Source organism: Rouxiella silvae (assembly GCF_002093625.1).
Taxonomy (GTDB): Bacteria; Pseudomonadota; Gammaproteobacteria; order Enterobacterales; family Enterobacteriaceae; genus Rouxiella; species Rouxiella silvae.
The window spans coordinates 22625-47196 of the sequence record NZ_MRWD01000011.1; the positions used below are offsets into that span (position 1 = coordinate 22625).

The 24572-nt window shown below is 53.0% G+C and carries 21 protein-coding genes; 8 read left to right on the forward strand and 13 right to left on the reverse strand.

Annotation, left to right across the window (positions count from 1 at the left end; all coding sequences use genetic code 11):
* Window positions 1-2: 2 nt before the first annotated feature.
* Window positions 3-428: a DUF2231 domain-containing protein gene (locus BS639_RS06300; RefSeq protein ID WP_084982570.1), complete on the reverse strand. Its 426-nt coding sequence runs from the start codon at window positions 426-428 to the stop codon at window positions 3-5.
* 161 nt (window positions 429-589) lie between these two features.
* Entirely contained in the window at window positions 590-1696 is a 1107-nt protein-coding gene (locus tag BS639_RS06305; protein ID WP_055772227.1) for an oxidoreductase, read from the reverse strand.
* A 155-nt stretch (window positions 1697-1851) separates the two neighbouring features.
* Between BS639_RS06305 and yqfB the strand changes: the two genes are divergently transcribed.
* Window positions 1852-2163: a N(4)-acetylcytidine aminohydrolase gene (yqfB, locus tag BS639_RS06310; RefSeq protein ID WP_055772231.1), complete on the forward strand. Its 312-nt coding sequence runs from the start codon at window positions 1852-1854 to the stop codon at window positions 2161-2163.
* Between the two features lie 26 nt (window positions 2164-2189).
* On the opposite strand, the gene BS639_RS06315 is transcribed toward yqfB, so the two are convergent.
* Complete coding sequence (locus tag BS639_RS06315) at window positions 2190-2831, reverse strand: HD domain-containing protein (protein WP_084982572.1); 642 nt, start codon at window positions 2829-2831, stop codon at window positions 2190-2192.
* A gap of 120 nt (window positions 2832-2951) precedes the next feature.
* Between BS639_RS06315 and BS639_RS06320 the strand changes: the two genes are divergently transcribed.
* Window positions 2952-3923 carry a GlxA family transcriptional regulator gene (locus tag BS639_RS06320; protein ID WP_055772237.1) on the forward strand — a complete coding sequence of 324 codons (972 nt, stop codon included), beginning with the start codon at window positions 2952-2954 and terminating at the stop codon, window positions 3921-3923.
* On the opposite strand, the gene BS639_RS06325 is transcribed toward BS639_RS06320, so the two are convergent.
* A complete protein-coding gene (locus tag BS639_RS06325; protein ID WP_084982573.1) occupies window positions 3905-4786 on the reverse strand; it encodes a LysR substrate-binding domain-containing protein in 882 nt (293 codons plus the stop codon). The genes BS639_RS06320 and BS639_RS06325 overlap by 19 nt on opposite strands.
* Before the next feature lie 120 nt (window positions 4787-4906).
* On the opposite strand from BS639_RS06325, the gene BS639_RS06330 reads away from it, so the two are divergent.
* Window positions 4907-5632 carry a sulfite exporter TauE/SafE family protein gene (locus tag BS639_RS06330; protein ID WP_084982575.1) on the forward strand — a complete coding sequence of 242 codons (726 nt, stop codon included), beginning with the start codon at window positions 4907-4909 and terminating at the stop codon, window positions 5630-5632.
* On the opposite strand, the gene BS639_RS06335 is transcribed toward BS639_RS06330, so the two are convergent.
* Window positions 5622-6200: a DNA-3-methyladenine glycosylase I gene (locus BS639_RS06335; protein ID WP_084982576.1), complete on the reverse strand. Its 579-nt coding sequence runs from the start codon at window positions 6198-6200 to the stop codon at window positions 5622-5624. The two genes, BS639_RS06330 and BS639_RS06335, sit on opposite strands and share 11 nt — an antisense overlap.
* 4 nt (window positions 6201-6204) lie before the next feature.
* Window positions 6205-7308 (reverse strand): NAD(P)/FAD-dependent oxidoreductase, encoded by a 1104-nt coding sequence (locus tag BS639_RS06340; RefSeq protein ID WP_084982578.1) that lies wholly within the window; start codon window positions 7306-7308, stop codon window positions 6205-6207.
* Window positions 7309-7603: 295 nt separating this feature from the next.
* On the opposite strand from BS639_RS06340, the gene BS639_RS06345 reads away from it, so the two are divergent.
* From BS639_RS06345 to BS639_RS06355, 3 genes are all read left to right on the forward strand, one after another.
* Window positions 7604-8323 (forward strand): ABC transporter ATP-binding protein, encoded by a 720-nt coding sequence (locus BS639_RS06345; protein ID WP_084982579.1) that lies wholly within the window; start codon window positions 7604-7606, stop codon window positions 8321-8323.
* An 82-nt stretch (window positions 8324-8405) separates the two neighbouring features.
* Window positions 8406-9338 carry an ABC transporter substrate-binding protein gene (locus BS639_RS06350; RefSeq protein ID WP_228779617.1) on the forward strand — a complete coding sequence of 311 codons (933 nt, stop codon included), beginning with the start codon at window positions 8406-8408 and terminating at the stop codon, window positions 9336-9338.
* A 54-nt stretch (window positions 9339-9392) separates the two neighbouring features.
* Window positions 9393-11042 (forward strand): ABC transporter permease, encoded by a 1650-nt coding sequence (locus tag BS639_RS06355; protein ID WP_084982581.1) that lies wholly within the window; start codon window positions 9393-9395, stop codon window positions 11040-11042.
* A gap of 23 nt (window positions 11043-11065) precedes the next feature.
* Here the strand turns inward: BS639_RS06355 and BS639_RS06360 are convergent, their stop codons facing one another.
* From BS639_RS06360 to guaD, 6 genes are all read right to left on the reverse strand, one after another.
* The gene (locus tag BS639_RS06360; protein WP_084982582.1) at window positions 11066-12442 is read right to left on the reverse strand and encodes an HdeD family acid-resistance protein; all 1377 of its coding nucleotides are present in this window, start codon (window positions 12440-12442) and stop codon (window positions 11066-11068) included.
* A 190-nt stretch (window positions 12443-12632) separates the two neighbouring features.
* Window positions 12633-13436, reverse strand: coding sequence for a xanthine dehydrogenase accessory protein XdhC (gene xdhC / locus BS639_RS06365; protein WP_055772264.1), 804 nt, complete (start codon window positions 13434-13436; stop codon window positions 12633-12635).
* A complete protein-coding gene (gene xdhB, locus BS639_RS06370) occupies window positions 13415-15787 on the reverse strand; it encodes a xanthine dehydrogenase molybdopterin binding subunit (protein ID WP_055772267.1) in 2373 nt (790 codons plus the stop codon). The genes xdhC and xdhB overlap by 22 nt, the downstream gene beginning before the upstream one ends.
* On the reverse strand, window positions 15780-17237 hold the full coding sequence (gene xdhA, locus BS639_RS06375) for a xanthine dehydrogenase small subunit (RefSeq protein WP_084982584.1): 1458 nt from the start codon (window positions 17235-17237) through the stop codon (window positions 15780-15782). Before xdhA ends, xdhB begins: the two co-directional genes overlap by 8 nt.
* A 154-nt stretch (window positions 17238-17391) precedes the next feature.
* Window positions 17392-18018 (reverse strand): TetR family transcriptional regulator C-terminal domain-containing protein, encoded by a 627-nt coding sequence (locus BS639_RS06380; protein ID WP_055772274.1) that lies wholly within the window; start codon window positions 18016-18018, stop codon window positions 17392-17394.
* Window positions 18019-18122: 104 nt separating this feature from the next.
* Entirely contained in the window at window positions 18123-19448 is a 1326-nt protein-coding gene (gene guaD, locus BS639_RS06385) for a guanine deaminase (RefSeq protein WP_084982585.1), read from the reverse strand.
* A 319-nt stretch (window positions 19449-19767) separates the two neighbouring features.
* Here guaD and kup point away from each other — a divergent pair, with 319 nt between their 5' ends.
* Window positions 19768-21636 (forward strand): low affinity potassium transporter Kup, encoded by a 1869-nt coding sequence (gene kup / locus BS639_RS06390; protein WP_084982587.1) that lies wholly within the window; start codon window positions 19768-19770, stop codon window positions 21634-21636.
* Between the two features lie 235 nt (window positions 21637-21871).
* On the opposite strand, the gene BS639_RS06395 is transcribed toward kup, so the two are convergent.
* Complete coding sequence (locus BS639_RS06395) at window positions 21872-23059, reverse strand: ROK family transcriptional regulator (RefSeq protein ID WP_084982588.1); 1188 nt, start codon at window positions 23057-23059, stop codon at window positions 21872-21874.
* Window positions 23060-23319: 260 nt separating this feature from the next.
* On the opposite strand from BS639_RS06395, the gene BS639_RS06400 reads away from it, so the two are divergent.
* Window positions 23320-24570, forward strand: coding sequence for an extracellular solute-binding protein (locus tag BS639_RS06400; protein ID WP_055772286.1), 1251 nt, complete (start codon window positions 23320-23322; stop codon window positions 24568-24570).
* The last annotated feature ends 2 nt before the right edge of the window (window positions 24571-24572 follow it).

Sequence of the window (24572 nt, forward strand, 5' to 3'; positions counted from 1 at the left end):
CCTTAAGCCGTGCGGTCGCGCAGCGCGAGTTGCAGATTGGCCAACAGCAGCAGGACGACCACCAGTGTAGACAGTGTGACCCCTGCGGGCACGACAGCGTAGGCATCACGGCTGTGAATGAAGGCGTTGAAAATCGACAGTACGATTGCCAGCGCGTTGGCCCAAAAGTGCAGCTTAATCGGCGAATTTTGCGGGTAATCGCTGCCAATCCAGACTTGTACAAGATTTATCAGTCGCGGAATAATGGCTAAAAACAGGCCAAAAACGATCAGCCAGCTCGCGGCCTGGGTCCAGGCGATTTCTGTGCTGAAAACATAAATAATATCGAATATCCACGCGGCGGTGAAAAAGCCAATAGGCAGCGGGTCAAGTAAGGCAAAAATGCCGACGGCCAGTGCAGAATATCTTGAGGATCGCAGAGAGGTCATTCACAAGCTCCTTATGAAAACTGAGTATCAGCGATGCCGTTTGTTGGCGGTCACCGCTGGCTATACTTGTGAAAGATTAGTAAATTTTATGAATTTATGTGTGTGGATATAAAAAAAAGCGAATTGGGCTGGGCCAAAAAAAACCGACTAAGGGTGATATTTTAACTGACCCCTCCATTCAGGGAGCCTCGTTTCTCGACATATTCCAGCGCAGCTCGCAGCGATTTTTCACTCGGGGAGTTAGGCAGTAAATGAATAGACTCTGTGGATTTCAACGTGCGGGCGATCAGTCGGTCAATCTGCTGCGCATCGTGAATATCAACCTCGAGTTCAGCCAGGCTAACCGGCAAATCTAGACGTTGATACAGCGCAATCAGCTGGTCGACAACTTCAAACTGCTCTAGCAGCGCGCTTTGCACCAGAATGCCGTAGGCGACTTTGGTGCCGTGTAGGTAAGCATCGGTTTGCGGTAACGCAGTCAAGCCGTTGTGCACTGAGTGAGCCGCTGCGATTCGGGTGTAACGTTCTCCCAGACCGCCCACCAGCCCGCCGCCGGCAATAATAGCGTCGATCACATTAATTAACGGCTTGGTCAGCTTTTTCTCAGCCTGCGCCTGTAGCGCAATCTCACTTTCATTAAGTAACACGTCGCGGATGGTTAAGGCCGTATTGAGACCCAACTGTGCGGTTAATGGAACGGCTTCTGGCTGCGGACAGAGAACCACCGCTTCGTACCATTTTGCCAACGTATCACCAATACCGGCCAGCAGATAGGCCTTCGGCGCGTGAAGAATTATTGTCGGCTCCACCAGCACCAGATGATTAGCATCGTTAAAGATTTCATAATGCAGTGCGGTGCCCTCATCGCTGTACCACACTGAAAGCGGTGTCCAGGCCGCACAGGTGGCGGCAATGGTCGGAATAGCCACCACGTTTAGGCCTAAACGACGCGCAACGACCTTAGCCGTGTCCAGCACCGCGCCGCCGCCAATGCCAATGACCACCCGCCGATCGTCAGCGGCGATATCCACAATGCGTTGAACTTCGGTTTCGCTACAGTGCGCCTTAAACAACGCATGTTTAGCCTGAGCATGACCAAACTCGGACGGAAGAAAATCGCGAGCAGCCGCAAGTGCACGTTCGCCATAAATCCACAGTGCATTTTGCAACTGCTCAGCAGTGTAAAAGTCTTTGATACGTTCGATTGCACCTGGGAATGAAAAATAGTTTGCGGGGCCAGTCACCACGCGAATAGCAATATCGCTCATTGAAAAACCTTTAATTTATACGTTATTTATCGACTATCAATATCCTACATCTAGCCATCCAGATGGATAATAACTTTTTGATATAACCTTATTCGCCGATCGGTGCCGATCCGCTAGAATAGTCCGTGCCTATCCGCTGAATGACAGAGAATTTAATGAAAAATATCACTTTTTATCGTCGCTTTGAGTCAGACATAGTTGCCGGGCGTAAAACAATAACGCTGCGGGATAAAAGCGATGCAGATTATACGACCGGAGACATCGTTAGCGTGGCGCGCTATGAGGACAATCAGTTCTTCTGCCATATCAAAGTTAATGCCGTGACGCCGGTGAGTTTTCATCAGCTAAATCAGGATCACGCGCGGCAGGAGAACATGACGTTGGAACAGCTGAAATCAACGATCGCCGAAATTTATCCCGGGATCGTTGAGCTTTATATGATTGAATTTATGCTCTGCAAAGCGTGAAGTATTCCACGCCTTAGGTTGGTAACTTATGAAGCCCAGCGAGAGCCGCGAATAATCGAGCAGAAGTTACCTTTGTCGAATCCCGGCTGTTTATCGGCAATAACGTCAGCCTTCACATTCCCAAAGGAGGTATGAGGTTTGCCTTTCACGCCGTCATAAAAGGCACTAATGATATCTTCTTTAAACTGCGGCGTACGCGGATGCGCGGCTACCACGGCTTCGCGCTGCTCATCGTCGTAACCTTGATAGTTAATGCCCAGCACGTCCATCTCCACCCCCGCCGTAACCAGCGCAATAACCGGGTCCATAAACTCCGGGATCCCCGGTGTGGTATGCAGCGCAATGGCGGTCCACACTTTATCGATATCCGCCTGACTGACAGTATGCTGGCGTAAAAACTCGCGCGCCGCGTTCGCTCCGTCAACTTCAAAACGTTTATCACAGCTGCAGTGGTCGTGCGTCAGCCCCATGTCGTGAAACATACAACCGATATACAGCAGCTCGCTGTCGACCGCCAACCCACGCTGTTTTCCGGCCAGCGCGCCCCAGTAATATACGCGGCTTGAGTGATTAAACAGCAGCTCTGATTCAGTATCACGCACCAGTTCGGTGGCCTCACGCGCCATTTTACTGTCGGGAATACGAATGCCGTTAATGTTGAGAGTCATAGTCTGTTCTGCCTGTGTCAGTGTGTGGACAGCCAGAATAAAACGCGGACAGTGAGTCCTCAATAGTATTAATATGACGATATCAGACATAATGACCCCCTCAGACACCGGAGCATAAAAATGATCAAGCGCGTGCAGATTTTAGCCATTCCCGGGGTGCAGTTGCTCGATGTTTCAGGGCCATTGGACGTTTTTGCCGAAGTGAATCAGCAATTAGGTCGCAAGGTGTATCAGCTTGAAGTGCTGGCGCTGGAGGCGTTAAAGATTGTCACCTCATCCGGTATTTGTTTACTGGCTGAACGCCTGCTCGACGATAACCGTGATGAATCAGTCGATACCTTTCTTGTGGCGGGTGCGCCGGACATTGCGCAGTTTTCCCCTTCCCAATCGCTGCTTGAGGTCATTCGCCAGCGTGCGTTAAACAGTCATCGCTATGGTTCGGTGTGCACCGGCGCCCTGCTTCTGGCTGCTACCGGCCTGCTCGATGGTCATCGCGTCACCACTCACTGGTCAGTAGCCGAGGATTTTGCTCGCCGTTATCCACAAATACAGGTCGACGCCGACGCGATTTATATTGCCGAAGGTCCCCTTAGAACCGCCGCAGGCGTGACCTCGGGATTGGATTTGGCGTTGATGATGGTGGAGGAAGATTTCGGGCGCGACGTGGCGATGTTGGTCGCCGCACGGCTGGTGATGTTCTTTAAACGTCCGGGCGGACAAATGCAGTTCAGCCGTTCAGGACGTACGTCGTTAAGTGGCCGTTCCGCGTTGCAAGATTTACAACGCTGGGTTATCGCCAATTTAACCCAGCCGCTGTCAGTGCAGTCGATGGCAGAACACATGGGGGTCAGTCCTCGCCACCTTTCACGTCTTTTTACGCAGGAGATGGGTCTGACGCCGGGTGAATGGCTGGAGCAGGAGCGAATTAATCAGGCGCGTTTTCTGCTGGAGTCATCCGAACTTTCACCCAAGCAAATCGCCGACAGATGCGGCTATTCGAGTATTGATATCCTGCGCCGTGCTTTTCATCGACAGCTCAAAACCAGTCCTGCGCAGTACCGCAAATATTATCATCACCAGGCCGGAGGCTGAGACAGCGGACTGGCAGCGTACTCTGCGGCCACTGCCTCGAGCCAGCGACAGAATATATCGGCTTTGCGATTCTGTTTTTGCCGCCGCAGGGCTACGTAACTCAGGCCACTTTCGATAAACCCACAGGGCGCCTGCAAGCGCCCCGCCTTCACATCTTCTGCTACCAGAGGCCAAGGTGCAATGGCCACGCCCAGACCCGCAATGGCGGCCTCGAGCATAAAATAGAAATGTTCAAACTCGCCCGCGTCACTGCCCCGCTGATTAACGTTTGCCCGCCGCCGCCAGTCGGCCCATGCACTGCGCCGCGATACGGTATGCAGCAGTGCGGAACCGTCACTCAGTGAGATCGACGGCGCGTGAACGGGCCCAAACCTCTCGTTGAACAACTCAATAACCACAACGCCTGGCGGCCAAGGGGCATTCCCTACGCGTACGGCTACGTCAACATTGTTGCCGATCGGGTCAGACGAGGTGCCTGAGGAGTTGAGCCGCACCTCAATACCGGGATGCGCGGCCTGAAAATGATGCAGGCGCGGAATAAGCCAGCGCATAGTAAAGGTACCGGGACAAGACACGTCCAGCGTGCCTTCATCGCTGTCGGCAATCTGGCCGATGGCGGCTTCCATTTGGTCAAAGGCGGCGGTTAAGGCAGGCAGCAGCGTTCGGCCCGTTTCAGAGAGCTTGGGTGCATGCTTAGACCCCTCGAACAGCGCCACGCCCAACCACTCCTCAAGCTGTTGCACCTGTCGGCTGACGGCACCGTGAGTCACATTCAACTCCTCTGCACCTTGCTTGATCAGGCCAAGACGGCCGGCTGCTTCAAACGCCCGTAGTGAATTTAAGGAAGGTAACTTTCTTGCCATGTGATTTTTTCTCACTTAATGCAGCCGAATAACTCGATTAACGCTGATTAAATCATCGAGTAAATTGTGATGTAAAGAATAAGTCAGTATAAAAATTCACTTAGCGGGAGAAGAAACAACATGATTTACTTAGCCATTGTTTTTCTAGGTACGTTTGCGGGCTTCGTTAGCGGAATTATCGGCACGGGCGGTTCGATCATTCTGCTGCCCATTCTGTCTTGGAAATTTGGGCCGCAGGTCGCGGTGCCCATCATGGCGGTAGCGTCCATTATGAGTAACCTGTCGCGAGTGATTATCTGGCGAAAAGAGATTAACTGGCGTGCCTGTTTTACCTACTCCGCGTTGGCCATTCCCGGTGCCGTGTTGGGGGCCAATACGCTGTGGCGCATACCGGAAAAAATCTCGGACCTGTGTATCGGCCTTTTCTTCCTGCTGCTGGTGCCACTGATGTACTGGTCGCGTAAGCATAATTTACGGCTCAATACCTGGCAGCTTGCGAGTTGTGGACTGGTGGTTGGATTTCTTACCGGCATGGTGTTCTCAACCGGGCCAATGACGGTACCTATCTTTTCCGGCTACGGACTGGTGAAACAGGGGCTGATCGCCACAGAATCAGCGGCATCACTTATCGTTTTCATTACCAAGACCTCAACCTTTGGGGCCATCGGTGCCCTGCCGCTGTCAGTTATCCTGTGTGGGCTATTCGTGGGGGCATCGCAAATCAGCGGCATCTATCTGAGCAAAGGGCTGGTTGCCCGCATGCCGACCCAGCTATTTCACCTGTTGGTTGCAGTTATGATGGTAGCTGCGGGCCTCTCGATGGTGTGGGACAGTATTACTCTGTAGCGGGTGCGTCAGGGGCAAGAATATGACGACGGAAGCAGTCTGGGTGGTGGCTGTTGATCATGCCGGTTGCCTCCATCCAGGCATAAACAATCACCGGCCCGACAAAGCTAAAGCCGCGTTTCTTCAACTGTTTGGATATTTCCTCCGACAGTTCGCTGCGGGTAGGGACCGGCCCCAAATGCTGAACGGGTTTTCCTCCTACCCAAGCCCAAATCCACTGCGAGAAGTCTTCGCCCGCTGCCTGCATGCGTAAATAGGCGCGAGCATTGTTGACCACCGCCTTAATCTTCTGGCGTGAGCGAATGATATCCGGATTAGCCACTAATCGTTCGATATCTTCCTCATTGAATGTGGCAACTTTCTGCGGATCAAAACCGCAAAACGCTTTTCTGAATCCGTCGCGTCTGTTGAGAATGGTGCGCCAAGACAGTCCGGCCTGAAAACCATCGAGCATCAGCTTTTCCCACAGTGCGCGGCTGTCGTAAACCGGCACGCCCCATTCTAGGTCGTGGTAATTTTGCATCAACGTGTCGTTTTTGGTCCACGGGCAGCGTACTGGCTCTGTCATCAATTTATTCCTGTATAAAGCGCCGCGGGCGATAGACATCGAGTTCTGCCACCGGATGCCCCTGAATTTCCTGCGTAACAAGACGTGCCAACAACGGTGACAGCGTCACGCCACTGTGAGTGACTACAGTGTAATACCCTGTTATGCCCGGCGTCGGGCCAACAATGGGATAGCCGTCAGCCGGAAGTGCGCGAATACCCATACGCGCTTGATAATGCGCCGGTTTCAACTCTGCAAGTTTCGGCCAGACGGCCGCGGCTTTACTGATAATATCGGCGGCCAATTCATTAACGCGTGACTGAGGCGTAGATTCATCGATGTCATACACGCCCTCATTCGGACAAAGCAGCGTAACGCCTTCTCCGTCGGGACGGCAGTGAAACAGCGGCGTAGCCAAAACGTGGCTGACTGGCACAGTGTCAGCCGGCACGCGGATCAGAATACCGGTGGTTGGCGCAAGCGGGGTAGCCAGTGGATTAGCATAGGGCGATTTGTCTGACCAGCGACCGCTGGCATTAATCGTCCAGTCCGCCTGGTGCAGCGTACCGTCAACCGTTTTAACACCTGTGACAGTGTCACCTTGGCGTGTAATTTCAACTACTTTGCTGCCGGTAACGATTTTGGCCCCTTCTTCTGCGCTGGCCTGCAGCAGCTGTTGAATATACTGCTGGGTATCAACCCAGCCTTCTGACGCAAACCAGCCCATTGCCCCTTCATTACCGTCGAGATGCAGTGCTGGCTCACGCTGCTGCATCTGCTCGGCGCTTATCCATTCGGCGGGATACTGATATTTTTGCAACGCTTCCACATTGTCTCGCATGGCCTGTTGCTCATTAGCCGCCCGCCATTCAAGACCCCCGGTTAAATTCAGCCACGGCGCATGGCCAAAGCGTTTTGCCAGGTCGCGGTGCGCCTCTATGCCCGCCGCATTGAGACGGTGATAGCCTTCCGGCGGCTTGCCGTGGGCATTTATCCAGGCGAATGAGTTGGCACTGGTGCCTTTACCGGCTTCGCCCGCCTCCAGCAGCGTGACGGTAAACCCTGCCTGAGTCAGTTCCCAAGTCAATGATGCACCGACCATTCCTGCACCAATTACGATAATTTTCATCAGTTCTCCAGAATATTGCGGCTCTGCACCAGACTCAGTGCGGGATAAAAGCACAAAGAAAGTCTTGAATAGTTAGCTTAATCAATAAAGTAGCCAAGCGGGCGTTGAGGTGCAACATTTTTATCTTCACAGGGGCAGACCGAATAAATGTCATCTGGGTGTCATAAATCATCTTTAGGGTGACTGCACATCAATAAGTCCCAAAGAGGATAGTTCCCATGAATCAGCCTGCCTGTCTGCCGGTAGCGCTTGCCTGTGCCTGCCACTGCGGAAAGTATTCCGTTCTGGAGCACAAATGAGCCATGCCAAAGTCGACCCTGCCGCTATCCGCGTGCAGCACGTATTCCATCATTTTGCTGCCACGCCTGTTCTTAATGACGTCTGCCTTGAGGTGCCTAAAGGGACCATCATGGCGCTGCTCGGTCCTTCCGGCTGCGGTAAAAGCACCCTGCTCAAACTGCTTGCCGGGCTGCTGCATCCCGATGCCGGACAGCTATTTTTTGGCGAACAAAAGGTGGTTGATGGCCGCTTTAGCCTGCCACCCGAGAAACGCGATTTAGGCATGGTGTTTCAGGACTATGCCCTGTGGCCGCACATGACCGTGGCGCAAAACGTGGCCTTTCCGCTGCACATGCGCGGCGTGAGAGTCAGTGAACGTCAACGACGCACGCTTGAAGCGTTGGACCGCGTTGGACTGGCCGACTTTGGGCCGCGACGCCCAAGCGAGCTGTCGGGCGGGCAGCAGCAGCGCGTAGCATTGGCCCGTGCCATCGTCGCCGAGCCGCAGATTTTGTTATTCGATGAGCCTCTCTCCAACCTTGACCGCAACCTGCGCGAAAGCCTGTGTGAAGAAATGGCAGTTCTTCTGCGCCAGTTAGGCACCACGGCGGTGTATGTCACCCACGACCCGCACGAAGCCGAGGCGTTAGCCCACGGCATTGCTCGCATGGAAGGCGGTGCGATTAAACGCATCGACTGGCTCGATATTTCTCGTGTTTCTCCCTTTGTTGCATAACTTCTGGTGGATTAAAAAAATGAGCGTATTGAAAAACAAATCTCGACACTCCATTTCACTCAAAACAGGTTTACTGACGGCGATGACTCTCTCTTTTGCTCTGGCAACCGGCAGCGCACAGGCGCTGACTGTCTATACAGCAGGCCCCGGTTCTCTGGCTAAAAAGCTGGCGGCGGGTTATGAAAAACAAACTGGCGTTAAGGTCGATATTTTCCAGGCAACCACCGGTAAAGTGATGGCCAGGCTGGACGCCGAACAGGCCAACCCGCAGGCTGATGTGCTGATTTCGGCCTCGTGGGACACGGCGACCAGCCTCGAAAAACGTGATTGGCTGCTGGCTTATCAAAGTCCGAATGCAACGCACGTTCCCTCGCAGTTCAAATCAGCCTATTACGTTGCACAGGGCATATCGGCACTGGGGATAGTCTGGAATACCAAAAGCGGCACGCCGGAGCCGAAAGACTGGCAAGACTTGGCGCAACCGGCATTCAAAGACAAAGTGACCACGCCGGATCCTTCACTTTCTGGCGCGTCGCTGGACCTGCTTGAAGGGCTGCAAAACGCGCACGGTGAGCAGGCGTGGAAGCTATTTGGTGACTTGAAAGCCAACGGTGCGATTGTTGCCGGACCCAATGCGCAGGCGCTGACGCCAGTGCTACAGGGGGCCAAAGCGGCGGTATTTGGCGCAGTTGACTATGTCGCTTATAACAGCGTCGAGGCCGGTGAAGCCATCAAGGTTATCTTCCCCTCCAGCGGCACGGTGATTGCGCCACGCCCGATGATGATCCTTAAAAGCACTAAAGAGCCCGCACAGGCGAAAGCCTTTATTGACTATGTGCTCTCGCCCGAGGGGCAAAAACTGGTGGCCGACGCCTGGTTGATGCCAGCACGTGATGATGTTGATGCCAAGCGCCCTCTTTTCAAATCACTAAAAGTTTTGCCCGCCGATGCCGTGGGATCCTCAGACCGTAAGCAGGTACTGGATAAATTCGCCACCCTCTTTGCGGCCAACTAGGCCTGATCTGATTGATTTAACCGGTGGAGAAATCTGCCGGTGTCTGGAGCCTCTATGAACAAAAATACGCTGCTGCCGGTGTTTACCGGCGGCGCGCTGCTGCTATTGGTTGCCGTTCCCGTAACTTTTGTGCTGCTGCAAGCCCTATTTCCGCATCTCGATGCGGGCAGTTTTAGCTCCCCGTTTAGCGCCTTTGTTAGATTGTTTACCGATGCGCAGTTTCCCACGCTGCTCGGCGGAACCGTTAAGCTGGGGCTCGGGGTGGCGCTGTGTAGCGCGCTAATAGGTATCCCATTGGGCACGCTGCGAGGCCTGTTCGTTTTACCCTATGCCCGTGTGTGGGATGCGCTATTTCTGATCCCTTTTTTGTTTCCGCCTTATCTCGCCGCACTGTCGTGGATGTTGGCGCTTCAGTCGCGCGGCTATGTGCAGCAACTCTTGGGGATTGACCTCAACAACTTCCTGTTTTCGCTGTCGGGCATGGTGTTTGTGATGGCGCTTAACGTCTTTCCAGTGGTCTATTTTGCCGTTTCTCGCAGCATGGCGGCCAGTGGTAGCCGGCTTGCCGACGTGGCAAGGGTCCACGGTGCTAAGCCTTGGCGGGCATTTATTCGCGTTACGCTCCCACTTGCCCTGCCGTCAATGGCCTCCAGCCTATTGCTGGCTTTTACGTTGGCGATTGAGGAGTACGGCGTACCGGCTGCACTGGGCACGCGCAGCGGCATTGACGTGCTGACAACCGGAATTGAACAACGGCTGGCAGATTGGCCGATTGACATGCCCGCCGCCGCAGGGCTTTCCGTGATATTAGTGGCGATTGCCTGCTGCGCCTACTGCGTACAGCGGGCAATCATCGGTGGAAAAAACGTAGAGACAACGTCGGGCAAACCGACGGACGCCGTGCCTAAATCTCTGGGCCGCTGGCGTTATATTGTGATAGCGCTGTTTGTTATGGTGGCTACAGTGGCGGCTGTTCTGCCTCTTGCATCAATGTTGGCCACTGCTTTTACCCGCACGCTTTCCGGTGGGCTCTCGATGGGCAATTTTACTCTGCGTCATTTCGAGGCGCTGTTCGATGTTCAGGGCGACGCCTTAGGGGCTTTGGGTACCAGCCTCAGTTTGGCGCTGTTTACCGCACTGATCGTTGGTGTTGTCGGTTTGCTAGCCGCCTGGCTGGTTGTGGCCCAGAGAGTCCGCTTTGCCAGCTGCATTGATGCACTGTCACTGTTTCCGGCCGCGTTGCCGGGCATAGTGGTTGGCGTAGGGCTGATTTTGGCCTGGAACCGCAGCTTCTGGCCAATGACGCCCTACAACACCTGGGCGATTTTACTGCTGGCCTACTGCTGCTTACTGTTGCCGTATCCGGTGCGTTACGTCAGTGCGGCAATAAGGCAGATTGGCGAGAATCTTGAAGCTGCTGCAAGAGTTCACGGTGCCAGCGCGGCGCAGGGGCTGAGGCTGATTATGCTGCCGCTGGTGTGGCCCAGCCTGTTGGCAGCAATGTTGATGGTGTTTGCTGTTGCCTCACGCGAGCTGGTGACCTCGCTGCTGTTGGCCCCCGCCGGTGTACAAACCGTGTCGGTGTTTGTCTGGCGGCAGTTTGAGCAGGGATCGGTCGGCGACGGCATGGCAATGGCCAGTCTGGCGGTGCTTTTAACGCTAAGCGTCATGCTGTTTGCCGTGAGGTTGCAGAATAGGCAGTAACGTAAGATGCCGTGAAATAGCCGCTATTTAGGCGCAGAAGAGGCATTTTTGGCCGCACGATCGTCACGTCGCCACTCCTTTCTGCGCAGCTTTATACGATTGAAAGCGTGTCTTGCGAGGCGGAACCACGAAACCTGACGCGGGTCGACCAGCATGCTCAGTGCTCGGGCATAATCTAGCGTCAGGCCTGGCGTCCAAGCCATAGTCAGTGCACGCATTCTTATTTGCGATGCCACCCACAGTTCGGGCGTCAACAGAAGACGCAGCATCACCAGCGGTCCGTTGCCCATCGAACGCGCCACTGCGCCCTCTATAGCCGCATCCAGCGCGCGTGAAACGGTGCTTGAGCAGTTACGATAGGTTAAGTTATAGGTTGAGTCCTGCTGATATCGCTGCCAAAACTGATTCAGTTTTTCGGCATTATAATTTTTTATCATCACTTGCACCGTTGATGAACACCACTCTTTCGCCTCGGTTTGGTAGTCCGATAAAAATCGGCCCGCTACGTTATTTTCTGGCGTGGCGCGCAGCAGGCTGGCAAATGAACTGCTGGAACGGTCAATCTCATCTTTGGGATAGAGACTGATATAAATACCTTCTGGGGATTCAAGCGCGGAGTGGCCGGTAGAAATGACCCCGTTGATATCCACGGCGGCGATATAACGCCCCAAGATCATCTGCCCCCGAGCTGGCGCCTTCGAACTGCCGGTCGGTGTCCAGACGTGCACCGTCAACGCCTTGACCGAGGTTGATGCGTTATCACGGGTGAAAGCGTTGTCGCTGTAATTTTTAGGCGGCAGTTTTGGACCAATCAGCGGGTTTCCAGCAGTAACAAATGCTGGATTAACCGTCATTTTTCGCACGCTCAGGGCAATGCGCAAGAAGTTCAGACCGGCAAAAAACAGGAATAATCCAAGAAAATACGGCAGTGTGCCGTTGTAGTTAGTGGGATAAGGTTGGAAAAAAAACACAGCGAGAAGAATTTCAACCATGCCGCCCATCGCAGCCGCTCGCCAACGGCGATAGCGTACAACCCAGGCAGAGGTGAGTTGCAGCAGGCCGTCGGCCAGAAACAAGAATCCAAACAGCATCGACAGAATAAAGTGACCGTGGTGATGACCGGCGAGAATGAGCCCTGCGCACAGCACCACGATCACCCCTTTAACATAGCGTAGCGTCTTTTGCCCACCGACACCGGCCCAGGCAACGGTAAGGGTAAAAAAACCGTCAACCATTAACAGCCAGGCAAAAAAATCGATCGGGAAATTAATCGCGTTATCGAGTCCATCGACAAAAATGGCCATACCGCTGAGCAACCACAAAATACCCACTGCCATTAGACTACGCCAGCGGCCCCGTAAATAATCAACGCCAAGCAGCAATAGAACCAGTCGCGCCATGCTTTTCGCCTAACTATCAAAAGGTCTGTCACTAATTAAACAGGTGTTTATCTTTTAATCAACCGAAATAGGCAGAGAAGTGTTGTTCGATTGACGACGTTTATTCTGTCATGTTGTTGTCCTCTCTGTGGGTTTCGTTAAATTAACGATAAACCCATAAGAGAGGACTTAATATGATGTTAACCCGACATTAGATATTTATAAGTCCATCGCTGGCTTTTCCATTGGTGGAATAGGCGGCAATAAATTCCCCGGCGATCGCCACAGCAATCTCGGCAGGGAGTTTGCCTTTTACGTCTGGAAGCCCTATTGGACAACGCATCTTTGCCAATGCCTCTTCGCTAATTCCCTTTCCCAATAGTCGATAATCAAACCGTTTTCGCTTGGTTTCAGAACCGATCAGGCCAAAATAGTTAAAATCGTTGCGCTTGAGGATCTTCTCACTTAACGCCAGATCCAGCTGGTGGTCGTGGGTCAACACCATAAAATAGCTGTTGGCTGCCATCTGCTGCACGGTTTCTGCCGGACTTTCGTCAACAATGCAGGTAATTTGGGGATCAACGCGTTCAGGAAATTCGCAGGCCCGCGAGTCAATCCAGGTAATACGGCACGGCAGCATCGACAGAATACTTATCAGGGCGCGGCCTACGTGACCAGCGCCGTAGACCACGACCTGCGGCTGCTGCTGGCACAGCGGTTCAAACAGCACGGTGGCGACACCGCCGCAGCATTGTCCGAGACGCGCACCCAGATTAAATCGCTCCACGCGGCTCTCCTGAGCGCCGTTGTTTAACATTTCTCGGGCGATGGCCGAGGCCTGAAACTCGAGGTTTCCTCCGCCGAGGGTGAAATACTGCTCTTGGGCGGTGACCAGCATTTTGCACCCGCTGTTACGCGGCGTAGAACCCTGATGCTCAATCAGGGTCATCATCACGCAGGACTCTTTACGCTGTTGCAGTTGGCTAAGCTGGGTTATCCAATCGTCGGTGCGCATAGCGCCTCCTGCAATAGCGTGACGCCGCGCAGCACGCGTTCTGGCGTAGCCGGCGCGTCGAGCTGAGGATGAATTCGATAATCAGCCACGCTGGCGATGGCGTCCTTGATGGCAGACCACACCGAAATGCCTAACATAAACGGCGGCTCACCCACTGCCTTGGAATGAAAAACGGTGTCCTCGGGATTTTTGCGATTTTCGACCAACTTGACTCTGAGGTCCTGCGGCACGTCGGCAATCGCCGGGATTTTATAGCTCGCAGGCCCGCTGGTTTCTAATCGCCCTTTTCCGTTCCACACCAGCTCTTCCGTGGTTAACCAGCCCATACCCTGCACAAAACCCCCTTCAACCTGACCGATGTCGATAGCCGGATTCAGCGAGTCCCCGACGTCGTGCAGAATATCGGCACGCAGCAGCCGATATTCGCCGGTTAGCGTATCTATTAACACCTCGGAGCAGGCCGCGCCGTAGGAGAAATAGTAAAAAGGATGCCCAGCGGCCTTGCTGCGATCATAAAAAATCTTTGGCGTTTTATAAAAACCGGTGCTTGATAGCGGCACTTGATTAAGCCACGCCTGCTGCACCACCTGCTGGAAGCTGAAATACTGCTCTTTTACTCGTACCTGACCATTGCTAAAACTGACCTCTGCCGCGCTGGCATCGTGGAGGCGCATCAGCATCTCAATCAGTCGACCTTTGATAATTTCAGCGGCATTTTGCGCCGCTTTTCCGTTCAAGTCAGCCCCCGACGAGGCGGCCGTTGGCGAAGTATTGGGCACTTTCCCCGTGTCTGTGGCAGTTATCTGAATAGTTGACAGCGGCACCTGAAACACTTCGGCCACCACCTGAGCGACTTTAGTGTTCAGCCCTTGCCCCATTTCTGTGCCGCCGTGATTGAGCTGAATACTGCCGTCGGTGTATACCAGCACCAGCGCACCGGCCTGATTAAGGAAGCTGGCGGTAAACGAAATCCCAAATTTGACCGGCGTCAGTGCCAACCCCTTCTTGAGATACGGACTGTGCCGATTAAACGCTTTAACCGCCTCGCGACGGGCCGCATAGTCAGCACTTTCCTCAAGACTGGCGGTCATCTCGTGCAGCAAATTTTGCTCAACCGTCTGATAATAATGCGTTATATTGCGGTCTTCGGTGCCGTAGTAGTTGATTTTGCGCACCCATAACGGGTCGAGGCCGAGCTCACGGGCAATATGGTCAATAATGTGCTCGATGGCCACCATGCCCTGCGGTCCGCCAAATCCGCGGTAGGCGGTGTTTGAAGCAGTGTGTGTTTTGCAGCGATAGCCGGTAATGGTCGCATCACCCAAATAATAAGCATTGTCGGCGTGGAACATGGCGCGGTCGATAATCGAACCTGATAAATCAAGTGAATAGCCGCAGTTTCCGGCAAGATTTATTTCGATGCCGCAGATTTGGCCCTGTGCATTGTAACCGACATCATAAGTGACATAAAACGGATGACGCTTGCCCGTGATCGTCATGTCATCCTGGCGAGACAGACGCATTTTAACCGGCCTGCCGGTGAGATGTGCTGCCAGCGCCGCCAGACAGGCCGTGCCCGCTGCCTGCGTCTCTTTGCCGCCAAAACCCCCACCCATCCGGCGCATATCCACCACCACTTTGTGCATCGGCAGGTCTAACACCGACGCCACCAGTTTCTGCACTTCGGTAGGATGCTGGGTCGAGCTGTAGACCAGCATTGCTCCATCTTCGCCTGGCATTACTGAAGCTATCTGCGTTTCGAGGTAAAAGTGTTCCTGACCGCCAATTTCCAGCTCTCCCTGAAGCCGGTTTTCCGCGGCCGCCAATGCGGCGCAGGCGTCACCACGCTTGTGCTGATGCGGCTCTTCAACGAAGAATTGCTCGGCAAGCGCCTGTTTCACGCTGAGTACAGCGTCGAGTTCACGATACTCAATCACCGCCGCCGCTGCCGCCTGCCGTGCTGCTTCCTGGGTCGTTGCCGCAACGACCAGAATCACCTGGCCGTAATATTCGATGCGGTCTTTAGCCAGCAGCGGATCGCCGTGCGTCAGCGGTGCAATGTCCAACTCACCCGGTACATCGGCCGCGGTGATCACTCTCACCACGCCGGGAATGGTATAGCAAGGCTCAACGTCGATACGTAAAATCTCGGCGTGCGCCACGTCGCTGATGCGTGGAGCCAGGTGCAACTGGTTGGGGAACTCGAGCCTGTCGTCGATATATATGGCTTCGCCGCTGACGTGTTTATCGGCGCTTTCGTGTTTCATGCTTTTGCCTGCACCGCTGGACAAACCGGCGCGAAACAGTGCGGCCATCTCTTCCTGTGAAGCAACTGAGGGTAATTTAGACATATTGTGTCACCCGCATCAGCGTATCGGTTGAAGTGGTTTCAATCAGGCAGCGGCGCAGCAGATTTTTTGCCACCTGCATGCGGTACTCCTGACTGGCGCGGAAGTCACTAATCGGCTGATAGTCATGAGTCAGCGCCTGACAGGCACGCTCCACGGTGGCGGCCTGCCACGGTTGACCGATCAGCAGTTTTTCACAGTGCTCTGCCCTTTTGGCCACCGCAGCCATGCCGCCGTAGGCGATAAATGCGTGAGTCACTACACCGTGATTAACCTCAATATGAAACGCGCCGCACACTGCCGAAATGTCGTCATCCAGGCGTTTCGACACCTTATACACTTTCAGCGTGCGCGTTGAATCTGGCTCGACGCGGGGAATAACGATCTGCTCAATGAATTCGCCGGCCTGCAGTGCAGTCTGCTTATAACCCAGATAAAACTGTGCCAGCGGCAGAGTGCGCTGCTGCGAACCGCGACGCAGGCGCAAAGAGGCACCCAGCGCCAGAAGCACGGGTCCGCCATCACCAATAGGAGAAGCATTGGCAATATTACCGCCAAAGGTGCCCTGATTACGGATCTGCTGCGAGGCAAAGCGCTCTAGCAGTGCACCAAAATCAGGAAATTCTCGCTCCAGCAGCGGCATGCAATCACTTAACGTTGCTGCGCCACCGAGAATAACCTGCTCACCGTCGATGAAGGCGGTTTTCATGTCAGGAATATGGCTGAGCGCAATGAGCTGCGTCAGACGCCGGTGCCGCTGGGTGACCTCGAGCGCCAGATCGGTACCGCCGGCCACCAGTTTTGCCTCAGGATTTGCCAGATAGGCTGACGCCAGATCTTCAATGGTGGAAGGTATCAGGCTGAGGTCTTCATGATGGCGAATCGTTTGACCTGAGTCGGGGGCAATGGCCCGCAGGCGCTGCAAAGTAACGTTTTCAGCTCGGTCGAACTGATCGACAGGACGCTCCTCGCAGGCTTGGAATGCAGCATCGACAATCGGTCGATAACCGGTGCAGCGGCAAAGGTTTCCTGAAAGTGCCTGCAGAATAGGTTCACGTTTTGCCTCACGCCTGGTGGTCGAGAGATTTTTTTGCAGTGCAAATACCGACATCACAAATCCCGGCGTACAAAAGCCACACTGGGAGGCGTGATTATCCACCATTGCCTGCTGCACGCTGTGCAACTGCCCCTGATGCTTAAGGTCTTCAACGGTAATTAACTGTTTACCCTGCAGGGCTGAAATGAACGTCAGGCAGGCATTGACGGGGGTATAGCGCAGCGCATTGCCCTGCGGCTCGGCAATAACCACCGTACACGCGCCACAGTCACCCGAGGCACAGCCTTCTTTGGTTCCGCATCGGCCCACGTCGCGACGCAGATATTGCAAAACTGTGGTATCCGGCGGCAGTGCGGCTTCCTGTTGCAAACGGTCATTTAACAAAAATTGGATCATAGTCATACCCTGCTCACGTTGTTGCTGCCAAAAATTGCCTTCAAACAAACCAATCGATTTGTACAATTGGTCAAATTAATGTTTTAAATGAAGCAATATTGATGCCAACAATGTTTGAATGGTAATTCATATAAATCGTAGTTATTAACGCCGATTAGAGTGCGCAGCCGCGCAGTATCAGCGTCGTGACTTCACTAATAATGTGCTCGCGGTTCTCTTCGCTGCTGCTGATATCGCGATACATATGGTTAACCTGAACCGCAAAGTCGGCATAGTACTGGGTCACTGCCCAGATGTTCATAATAAACAATCGCGCGTCGAGTGGTCGGATCTTCTCTTGCTCAATCCACTGATTAATCAGGTTTTCTTTATTGATGATATGGGCAATCGCGCTGGGCCAATACTTGTGCAAATAGTGCCCGCCGCCGAGTACCTCACTGGTAAAAATGCGCGAAAGCTCGGGCTGACGAAACGAGAAATCCATCTTGTTGCGGATATAGCGGCTAAGTACCGCCTCAGGCTCCACCAGACTGTCATCAAACTGAATGATCTCGGCCCAGACGCTCAACACCTTCTGCAGCAGCTCCTCATAAAGCTCCTCTTTACCGGTAATATAGTAGTGAAGCTGGGTTTTTTTCATTCCAGCCCGCTGCGCAATCGCTTGCGTAGTGGCGCCTAAAAAGCCTTTCTCGCTGAATTCAGCGATTGCCGCGGCGTGAATGCTTTCCATCGTGCGTTCACGGGCAACTCTGACTCGACTGGTACTGATTTCACTGTTCATATTTGGTGCACTCTGCCTCTTTATGGCGCGAATTTTTGGCTCATCGGCACGGGTTGACTATCAGGAGTGCCAACTTCGGCAACCCCTGATATTTATACAGTATTTTATTTTGCTCGCTGATAGACCACTTTGCCGTCAACCAGCGTTCGATAGATATTGCGATCATCACCCAGCGTCATGAGCACGAACAGCCTTTCGGCCAGCGTTTTACTGTTGCCGCTGCGCAACTGCTGTAACGCCGTCGCGCTGGGGTCAAGCACTACCATGTCAGCCTCTTTACCGACATCAAAGTTGCCAATTTTATCATCAAGATGCAGTGCCCGTGCGCCGCCCAGCGTGGCGTGGTAAAACGCTTCAAACGCTGACAGTCGATACTTCTGCAACTGGCCAACTTTGTATGCCTCGCTCAGGGTTTGCAGCATATTAAACGTGGTACCGGCCCCTACATCGGTACCGATGCCAAGACGCACTCTCTTTTGCCACGACGTCTGAAGGTTAAACAGGCCGCTACCGAGGAACAGGTTTGAGGTTGGACAAAAAGCAATGCTCGAGTCGGTATCGCTGAGGCAATCCCACTCCTCTTCATGTAAATGCAGGCAGTGGGCAAAAATACAGCGCGAACCGGTAAGGTTATAGTGATGATAAACATCGAGATAACGCTGATGTTCCGGGTAGAGAGATTTGACCCAAGAAATTTCGTCGGCATTTTCACTGAGATGCGTTTGCAGATAGATATCGGGATAATCTGCCTTGATAGCGCGCACTTTTTCGAGCAACTGTGGCGAAGAGGTCGGCACAAAGCGCGGCGTTAGCGCGTAGCTCAGCCGTTTATGATTGTGCCAGCGCTCAATCAGCGTACGGGTGTCGCGCTCGCTCTGCGCCGGGGTTTCTAGCACGGATTCTGGCGCATTTTTGTCCATCATCACTTTACCGGCAATCAAGCGCATATTCAGCGCTGCCGCCGCGGTGAACAGCGCGTCGACCGACTGCGGATGCACCGTACCAAACACCAGTGCGGTGGTCGTGCCGTTGTTAAGCAACTGTTCGATGAAGAAAGCCGACATTCGTCTCGCGTAGTCTATATCGTGATACTGTGCTTCAGTCGGGAAGGTGTAATTGCTCAACCATTCCAGCAGTTGCTCACCGTAGGCACCGATCATTTCGGTTTGTGGATAATGAATATGGGTATCAACAAAACCGGGTATTATCAACTTGTCTCGATAGTCGTCCAAAGGGACGGCGGAGAGGTTTTGTGCCAGGCGTCGTTCGCCCTCTTCACGACTGCCAAGCCAGACGATTTTGCCACTATTAAGAAACATCATCCCGTCTTCAATATAACGGGCTTGGCTCTCTAGCTCTGAGGGTACCCCGACTATTTGGCTGAAATCAAAGAAGTTTCCACGAATGGCGCGGGTAATAGTCTGGCTCATAGGTTTACCTGTCTAATTGCAATACTCTTGATCTGGCATGCAGTTTCAAAGAAATTGGTTTTGTTATAGTCCTCTCTTTTTAAGCAAAGGCTATGCCATTAGTTTGACCAATTGGTCAGCCCATAAGATGCTTGTTATAACTTATTGAATATAAAAATTTTATTACACTTAAATTTCACTGCACGAGAGCAGACAACTGCTAAAATAATGCTTACAGCGTTACACATTTCTTAAATTGAATATGTAGAGTGCAGAATTGCACCAGCAACGGGCAATGTTGCTTTAATTAAGTCAGGGACGTCTTAACCTCGAGAAAGTTATGACAGTACATAAAAAACAGTCTTTGGCTATCGTCACGCTTACGGCGATTGGCGTAGTTTATGGTGACATTGGCACCAGCCCGCTCTATACCCTACGCGAGTGTTTATCCGGTGAGTGGGGAATTGGCATCAGTCAGGCGTCAGTTTTCGGCTTTCTTTCCCTTATTTTCTGGCTGCTGACCAGCGTGGTATCCATCAAGTATTTGCTGTTCGTTCTCAGGGCCGACGACGCCGGTGAAGGCGGTATTTTAACCTTGATGTCACTGGCCGGGCGAAATATAGACACGCGCTATATGCCGATGGTGGTAATTATGGGGCTGATTGGTGGCAGCTTCTTTTACGGTGACGGTGTGATTACGCCCGCTATTTCGGTTATGTCGGCGATTGAGGGGATGGAAATTATTGCACCCAACCTCTCAACCTATGTTGTGCCACTGTCAGTAGTGATTTTAACCGGGCTGTTTGTGATTCAAAAACACGGTACCGGAAGCATTGGTAAACTTTTTGCCCCCGTGATGCTGCTGTGGTTTCTTACTCTGGCGGTGATGGGCGTACGCGGCATTGCGCAGTATCCCGAAATACTCAAAGCGCTCAATCCCTATTGGGCGTTCAACTTTTTTGTACAGTATAAGCTGATTTCATTTTTTGCCCTCGGCGCTGCGGTACTTTCCGTGACCGGTGCCGAAGCGCTCTATGCTGATATGGGGCACTTTACGCGCCCTTCAATTCGTATCGCCTGGTTTAGCATTGTGCTGCCCTCGCTGGTGCTCAACTATTTTGGTCAGGGTGCCCTGCTGTTGCAGCATCCCGAAGCCATCAAGAATCCTTTTTTCCTGCTCGCCCCCGATTGGGCATTAATTCCGCTGCTAATTCTTTCGGCCTTTGCCACCGTTATTGCCTCGCAGGCGGTGATTTCAGGCGTTTTCTCTCTTACGCGACATGCAGTGCGGCTGGGTTACTTACCGCCGATGCGCATCATTTACACCTCCGATAAAGAGTCCGGTCAGATTTATATTCCCGCCATCAACTGGATGCTGTATCTGGCAGTGCTGATCGTCATCGCCAGTTTCAAAAGTTCGAGCAACCTCGCTGCCGCCTACGGCATCGTGGTGACCGGCACCATGGCGCTAACCTCTGTGCTGTTTTGCTTCGTCGCGGTTTATAACTGGCATTGGAATCGTTGGGCGGTAGGGTTACTGTTGGCACTGTTGCTTGCAGTTGATATTCCGTTATTTTCAGCCAATTTGATCAAGGTATTTGCCGGCGGTTGGCTGCCAATTTGTATCGGTATCGCCTTCCTGGTGGTGATGACTACCTGGCGCACCGAGCGTTTTAACGTGTTGCGCAAGATGGCGGAACACGGCAATTCGCTGAGCGCGATGATAACCTCGCTTGAGAAAAATCCTCCGATTCGCGTGCCGGGCACTGCCGTTTACCTGTCTCGCGTGGTCAACGTCATTCCCACCGCGCTGTTGCATAATATGAAGCATAACAAGATATTGCATGAACGAGTGGTGCTGCTCACCATTCGCACCGAAGAAGTCCCTTACGTGGCCAACGTGCGGCGAGTCGAAATTGAACAGCTTTCTCCGACCTTCTGGCGGGTAGTCGCAAGCTATGGCTGGCGAGAGAAACCGAATATGGAAGGGATACTTCAGCGCTGCGCCGTTGATGGACTTAACTGTTTGATGATGCAAACTTCGTTCTTTATGTCGCATGAGGCGTTGATTTTAGGCAAAAGGCCCTGGCACCATCGGGTGCGCGGTATGCTTTTTCTGACACTGGCGCGAAATGCGCTGCGTTCACCCGATCTGTTTGAGGTGCCACCCAATCGGGTGATTGAACTGGGAACGCAGATGGACATTTAAGGGGGGCGAGGGACAAGGGTTATTTCGAGGATTAAAAGAGTCAAAAGGATCTCAGTCAGATCCTTTTGACGAGTAAATACACCTTTATTTCATCGACAGTAACTTTTCATAATCGGGGTAGATATGGGGAATTTCTGCGCGACTGCCATCCGGATAGGGGGAGTAAACGAAAGCGATCTTCTCGATGTAAACCACGGCGTGGGTGGTATTTACTCTCAAACAGTCAACTTAGCCCCTATTTCAACAACACTTCATACTGCGGATTAAACTCGTCAAAAATGGGCAACGCGGCTGCACCTAGCGCCGGGGTATCAATCCCTGTCATGCCCATGCGCAGACGCATTCCATAGGGATAGCGGCTACGCACCGAGCTGTAAAGCGGCGTCAGTTTTTTCATCAAACGCTCAACCAGCTCTTGCGGCATCATACCGCCGATAATCACACACTCAGCGTCAAACACACATTCCATAATGTTAATTGCCTGGCAGGTCGGCTCAATTACCGTGTCTAGCCATTGATCAAACAGCCCTGGGTCTACCGCCAGCAAATCTTCCGGCATGGCAGAAATGGGGTCGAGGCCGCAGCCTTCATATGCCGCCTGCAGTGACAGGTAACGTTCCAGACAGCCGTTATTGCCGCAGTAGCAGGCGCGCCCGCCCGGTTGCACCACCATATGTCCAATCTCGCCCGCATTGTGTGCATGGCCGGTATAAATTCTGCCGTCGGTAAAAATCCCTGCCCCGAGTCCGGTGCCGATATACAGGTAGACAAACGAGTTGAGCTGTTTGGCCACGCCGTGAAAACGTTCGCCAATGGCCGCTACCGTCGCGTCATTTTCAAGCGTTACCGGCCAACCGGTCGCCGCACTCAGTCTGCTCTCAACGTCAATATTATCCCAGCCGTGCAACGTGGTGGGCCCGAGAGAGGAAAGCCCTTCCACTCCAAACGGACCGGGCATCACAATGCCGATGCCCAGCATCTTCCGCCAGTCAATTTTATTATTCTCGCCGCCTAATTCTTGGCGCATTTCTTGCAGTATTTGCTCGATGCATTGCAACGTTGGTTCCGGCTGCGGTTTTTGCACCAGAACAAGGCGGCGAAAGCGCACTTTACCCTTTAGGTCGACCAACACCACGACCAGCGATTGATGGTCGAGGTGAATACCAATCGAGTAGGCGCTGTCGGGATTGAGGGTCAGTGGCGTTGCAGGTTGCCCTCGGCCACCGCCGCGACGGGGCAAATGAGAAGACAGAATACCTGCCTGCTCAAGCTCGTTAGCGATGTTGGATACGGTTTGCGGCGTTAAAGAAGTGAGACGTGCGATTTCTGCCCGCGTGAGTTCACCATTAAGCCGTATGGCTTCAATGACGACGCGACGATTGTGCGCACGAGCATGTTCAAGATTAGTTCCAGAAGTTGTCATAACTGCCTATGCACCAAGGGAAAGCTTGCAAACAGTATGCTGCCAGCGATTAAAGCAATCAAATTGATTTTATTAATGCAGCAGGCATCACAGCGCCGAGTGTTAAAAGTATGTTACTTATTAGTGAAAGGTAGTACAGCACGAGATTTATGGCGCACGGATGCTCAAGGTGATAGTGGGTCCATTTTTTTGCCCCCTATTAAAGCAATCAAATTGATTTAATGAATTAACACCTACCCAGCACTAACCGGAGAGAGATGATGATCAAGAGATTACGCCCTGCCACGACACTGTGCGTGCTTTCTGCCCTCGCCTTTGGCTACTCGGCAAACGCACTGGCAGAAACCACCCTCAGCGCCCTTTTCATGACCCAGGCTGCCTACAGTGAAAGCGATATTCGCGCGATGACCGCCGACTTCACCAAGGCGCATCCTGATATCAAAGTAAACCTCGAGTTTGTGCCCTACGAGGCGCTGCACGACAAAATTGTCGCCGCACGCGGTGCCGGTGATAAAGGTTATGACGTCGTGCTTTTCGATGCCATCTGGCCTGCGGAGTTCACCAAGTTTGGTTTGCTTCAAGACGTCTCTTCCCGCATCAGCAAAGACGAAGCAGGCAAAATCTTTGACGGCGCTATCTCAACCGTGACCTATAAAGACAAACGCTGGGGCATGCCGTGGATCCTCGACACCAAATACCTCTATTACAACAAAGCCATGCTGGCCAAAGCCGGTATCACTGCCCCACCTAAAACCTGGCAGGAAGTTGAGCAGCAGTCGGAAATTCTCAAGCAAAAGAATATCGTGAAGTATCCGCTGGTTTGGAGTTGGTCACAGTCTGAAGCACTGATTTGCGATTACACCACGCTGGTTTCGGCGTTCAAAGGCGATTTCTATCAGGGCGGCAAGCTTAACTTCACTAATTCTGGCGCGATGAAAGCCGTGGATTATATGAAAGAGACGCTGGATAAAGGCCTGACCAACCCTAACTCACGCGAATATCTTGAAGAGGACGTGCGCAAGTCGTTCTCTAACGGCGACGCGGCGTTTGCCCTGAACTGGACCTATATGTACAACATGGCTAACGATCCTAAACAGAGCAAAGTTGCCGGTGACGTGGGCGTGGTGCCTGCGCCGGGCGCAACCGCTGGCGGTGCATCAGGCGTTAACGGCTCGATGGGCCTCGGCATTGCCAAAGCCAGCGCCCACGCTAATGAAGCCTGGGAATACATCACATATATGACGTCCCAACAGGTGCAGGATAAATACGCCAAGCTGAGCCTGCCAATCTGGAAGTCCTCGTATGATGACCCGGCGGTGCAGAAAGATCAGGAGCCTCTGATTGCGGCGGCCAAAACCTCATTAAACGTGATGCTGTCACGTCCGGTCACCCCTTCCTACTCTCAGCTTTCGACCATCCTGCAACAAAACCTGCAAAGCGTTTTGCAGGGCAAAGCGTCGGCTACCGATGCGATGGCCGCTGCGACCCAAAGTGCAGACCGTTTACGTTAAGG